The following is a 3,899-nucleotide window of genomic DNA, read 5'->3' on the forward strand; positions in this document are numbered from 1 at the left end:
GCAGTGTTTCGGTGGTCATGGCGAAGGGGAAACGCCCGGTTACATTCCGAACCCGGAAGCTAAGCCTTTCAGCGCCGATGGTACTGCACGGGGGACCGTGTGGGAGAGTAGGTCGCCGCCGAACAATCTTTGAATGGAGAGGGTCTTTCCTCCCGGTGTGAGCCGGGTGGGGAAGACCCTCTCCTTTTGTGTTTTCCGTCCTTCTGCCGTTCCCGGTTACTGGCCGACCCTGCCGTCGATGCGCTCCCGCAGGAAGTCCGCGTGACCGTTGTGGCGGGCGTACTCCTCGATCATGTGCACCAGTACCTCCCGCAGCTCCACGTTCTTGCCCCTGCCCCGGCCGATGACACCGAGGTTTGGGGCGTCGGCGACGAAGCGACGGGCGAACTCGACCTCCTCCTCCCAGCGTTGCCACGCCTCGGTCACCACCGCAGGGTCGGCCACGGCTCCGTTGAAATCCTCATCGGCATCACCGTCGGGGCGGTTCCACCAGTAGGCGGGGGCCTCCTCCTCGGCCATCACCCTGCGGAACCAGCCCCGTTCCACGTCGGCCATGTGTCGCACCAGGCCCAGCAACGAGAGGTTCGAGGGCTCCACCGCCTGACGACTCAACTGCTCGGGGGTCAGGTCGGCGCACTTCATCGCCAGCGTCTTCCGCTGGTCCTCCAGGTATCCCACCAGCACCTCCCGCTCGCCCCGGAACCCGCCGTCGCTGCGGGGATCCTCGTCCGGGGACAGGAACATGTCGGACCAGCCGAACCGGCGGGTGGGGAACGAGTCCTGCCCCGCGGTGCGCGGCCCGGTTTCGCTGTCGTTGTTCGTCATGGGACCAGACCCTGCCCGCCCGGTGCCGCCTGCGCCACGGTTTTTTCGATCCCGGACCGCCCCGGCCCGGGGGCCCGGCACCCTCAGAGGCGGCCCGCGGCCTTCAGCGCCAGATAGGCGTCCGCGACGGCCGGCGCCAGGTCGTCGGGCGATCCCTCGACCACGATCGCGCCCATTCGTCGCACCCGGGTGATGATCTCCTCGCGCTCCTCCTGGTGTCGGGCGGCGGCCGCCGCCTCGTACACCCCCGGCACGGTGCCCCGGGCCCGGGCCATCTCCGCGACCCGGGGGTCGGAGACGGAGGCGATCATCACCGAGTGCCGCCGCAGCAACTCCGGCAGGATCGGCAGCAGGCCGGTGTCGGCGGGGCCCGGGTCCAGCGCGGTGAACAGCACGATCAGCGAGCGGTGCGGGGCCGCCGCGCGGGCTGCCGCGGCCAGGCCGGGTGCGTCGGTCTCGACCAGCGCCGGCTCCAGGTCCACCATCGCCCGCACCATCGCCGGCAGCACCTCCCGACCGGAGTGTCCGCGCACGGAGATCCTGGTCCGGCGGTCCCGGGCGATCAGGTCCACCCGGTCCCCGGCTCGGGACGCCAGGGCGGTCAGCAGCAGCGCGGCGTCCATGGAGACGTCCAGGCGGGGGATGTCGCCCACCCGGCCCGCAGAGGTGCGGCCGGTGTCCAGGACCAGGAGAAGGTGGCGGTCCCGCTCGGGCCGCCAGGTGCGCACGGCGACGCTCCCCCGGCGGGCGGTGGCCCGCCAGTCGATCGAGCGGACCTCGTCACCGGGCACGTACTCGCGCAGGCTGTCGAACTCGGTGCCCTCGCCCCGGATGAGCACGCTGGTGCGCCCGTCCAGCTCGCGCAGACGCGCCAGCTTGGCCGGCAGGTGCCGGCGGCTGGTGAAGGGCGGCAGCACCCGCAGGGACCACGGCACCCGGTGGGCGCCCTGGCGTGCGGCCAGGCCGAGTGGCCCGCGCGAGCGGATCGTCACCCGATCCGGGCGGCGTTCGCCGCGGCGCGCGGGACGCAGCACCGTCTCCATCCGCCGGCGCTCGCCGGGGGGTACCAGCAGACGGTGTCTGGTCGCGCGGTACGCCTCGTCCGGGTCGGAGAAGGCGCCGGGGGTCCAGGCGTCCCGCAACTCGCCGCGCAGCACCCGGTTGGACGGGTTGGTCAGCGTCAGGCGGACCCGCGCCTCGTCCCCGGCGCGCACCGATTCCGCGCCGTCCCGTTCCAGGCGCAGGCTCCGCACGGGCGCGGCGAGGGCGAGGTCCAGGAGGACGGCGAGCAGCAGCACCCCCGCCACGAGGAGGATGCCGTGCCACCCCGGCAGCGCGGCCACGACGAGGGCGCCGAGCACGGCGATGAGGACGGTCCGTCCGGTGAGGGCCATGGGTCCTCCGCCCGCTCAGCGGGGCACGGGGACGTGGGAGAGCAGACCGGTGATCACCGAGTCGGCCGTCACGCCCTCCATCTCGGCCTCGGGCCGCAGCCGGACGCGGTGGCGCAGCGTCGGCAGGGCGAGGGCCTTGACGTCGTCGGGGGTGAGGTAGTCCCGGCCCGAGAGCCAGGCCCAGGCGCGGGAGGTGCTCAGCAGGGCAGTGGCTCCGCGCGGGGAGACGCCCAGTGCCAGGGAGGGCGACTCGCGGGTCGCGCGGCACAGATCCACGATGTACCCGGCGACCTCGGGGGCGACGGTGACCTTGCGGACCTCCTCGCGCGCCGCGGCCAGCTGTTCGGGGCCGGCGACGGCCCGGACGCCGGCGGCGGCCAGGTCGCGGGGGTCGAAGCCGCCCGCGTGCCGGGTGAGGACGTCGATCTCCTGCTCACGGGAGGGCAGGGAGAGGTTCAGCTTGAGCAGGAACCGGTCGAGCTGGGCCTCGGGCAGCGGGTAGGTGCCCTCGTACTCGATGGGGTTCTGGGTCGCGGCCACCATGAAGGGATCGGGCAGCGGGCGGGGGACGCCGTCCACGGAGACCTGCCGCTCCTCCATCGCCTCCAGCAGGGAGGCCTGGGTCTTGGGAGGGGTGCGGTTGATCTCGTCGGCGAGCAGCAGGTTGGTGAAGACCGGGCCCTCCTGGAAGGAGAACTCGGCGGTGCGCGCGTCGTAGACGAGGGAGCCGGTGATGTCGCCGGGCATCAGGTCGGGGGTGAACTGCACCCGCCGGGTGTCCAGTTCCAGGGAGCTCGCCAGGGCACGGACCAGCAGCGTCTTGGCGACACCGGGAACGCCCTCGAGCAGGACGTGGCCCCGACACAGCAGGGCCACCACCAGGCCGGTGACGGCTGCGTCCTGGCCGACGACGGCCTTGCCGATCTCGCCGCGCAGGGCCTCCAGGGAGGCGAGGGGGCTGGACGTGGTCGGGTCGCTCACGGGGTCTCGTCCTTCGTGTTCGGCGGCGGGTCGGTTCGGTGGGCGGGTGCCGTGTCGTCCCGGTCGGCGGCGCCGGCCCGGGCATCGCCGACGGGGTCGGCCACGCGGCGTTCCAGGGCGTCCAGGTCGTCTGCCAGCCGCACCAGTTCCCGGTCGTCGGAGGGAACTCCCGGGCCGTGCAGCAGGGCGTGCAGCGCGGCGGCCGGCTCCCCGGTGCGGGCGGCGACCGCCGAGGTGAGGGCGGCGGGTTCGCGGGCGTCGGTCCGGGAGAGCCCGACGCGGGGGGCCAACCGGCGGCGGGTGGCGCCCCGCAGGGCCTCGGCGGCCCGGTCGCGGGCCCCGGCGCGGTGGTAGAGGCGGGCGCGGCCCTCGGTGGTCTCGGCGGCCCGGACCACGGCCGGGAGCCGTTCGACGACGACGGGCCCCAGGCGGCGGCCCCGCCACAGTGCGGCGAGGACGGCGGCGATGCCCAGTTGGAGGGCGGCCCAGCGCCAGGCCGGGTCGAGGAGGGCGAAGAAGGACTCGTCGCCCTCGGGGAGGTCCTCCGGACCGGGCAGGTACCAGACCAGCTCGGGGTGGGCGCCCAGCAGGTTCAGGGCGAGGGCGGCGTTGCCCTCGTCGGCCAGGTTCTCGTTCAGCAGCGGATGGGGGGTGCCGAGGAGGACGGTGTCGGTGCCGGCGGGGGCGTCGGGCGGGGTG

The 3,899-nt window shown here is 74.0% G+C and carries 3 protein-coding genes, 1 rRNA gene and 1 pseudogene; 1 reads left to right on the forward strand and 4 read right to left on the reverse strand.

Features of this window, described 5'->3' with window-relative positions; genetic code table 11:
* Positions 1-7 precede the first annotated feature (7 nt).
* A 5S ribosomal RNA gene (gene rrf / locus FOE67_RS19060) occupies positions 8-124 on the forward strand.
* A gap of 92 nt (positions 125-216) precedes the next feature.
* Here rrf and FOE67_RS19065 read toward each other — a convergent pair.
* The 4 genes and pseudogenes from FOE67_RS19065 to FOE67_RS19080 all read right to left on the reverse strand — a co-directional run.
* On the reverse strand, positions 217-744 hold the full coding sequence (locus FOE67_RS19065) for a DinB family protein (RefSeq protein ID WP_182665930.1): 528 nt from the start codon (positions 742-744) through the stop codon (positions 217-219).
* A gap of 164 nt (positions 745-908) precedes the next feature.
* A complete protein-coding gene (locus FOE67_RS19070; protein ID WP_182665925.1) occupies positions 909-2,219 on the reverse strand; it encodes a DUF58 domain-containing protein in 1,311 nt (436 codons plus the stop codon).
* A gap of 15 nt (positions 2,220-2,234) precedes the next feature.
* Positions 2,235-3,200, reverse strand: coding sequence for an AAA family ATPase (locus FOE67_RS19075; RefSeq protein WP_182665927.1), 966 nt, complete (start codon positions 3,198-3,200; stop codon positions 2,235-2,237).
* Positions 3,197-3,899: pseudogene (locus FOE67_RS19080) on the reverse strand (hypothetical protein); the annotation flags it as partial. The pseudogene FOE67_RS19080 and the gene FOE67_RS19075, both read right to left, overlap by 4 nt.

Source organism: Streptomyces calidiresistens (assembly GCF_014141525.1).
In the GTDB taxonomy this organism is placed as follows: Bacteria; Actinomycetota; Actinomycetes; order Streptomycetales; family Streptomycetaceae; genus Streptomyces; species Streptomyces calidiresistens.

Coding starts and splice junctions, on each gene's coding strand:
- FOE67_RS19070 (WP_182665925.1), bottom strand. CDS start 2,219: ATGGCCCTCACCGGACGGACCGTCCTCATCGCCGTGCTCGGCGCCCTC.
- FOE67_RS19065 (WP_182665930.1), bottom strand. CDS start 744: ATGTTCCTGTCCCCGGACGAGGATCCCCGCAGCGACGGCGGGTTCCGG.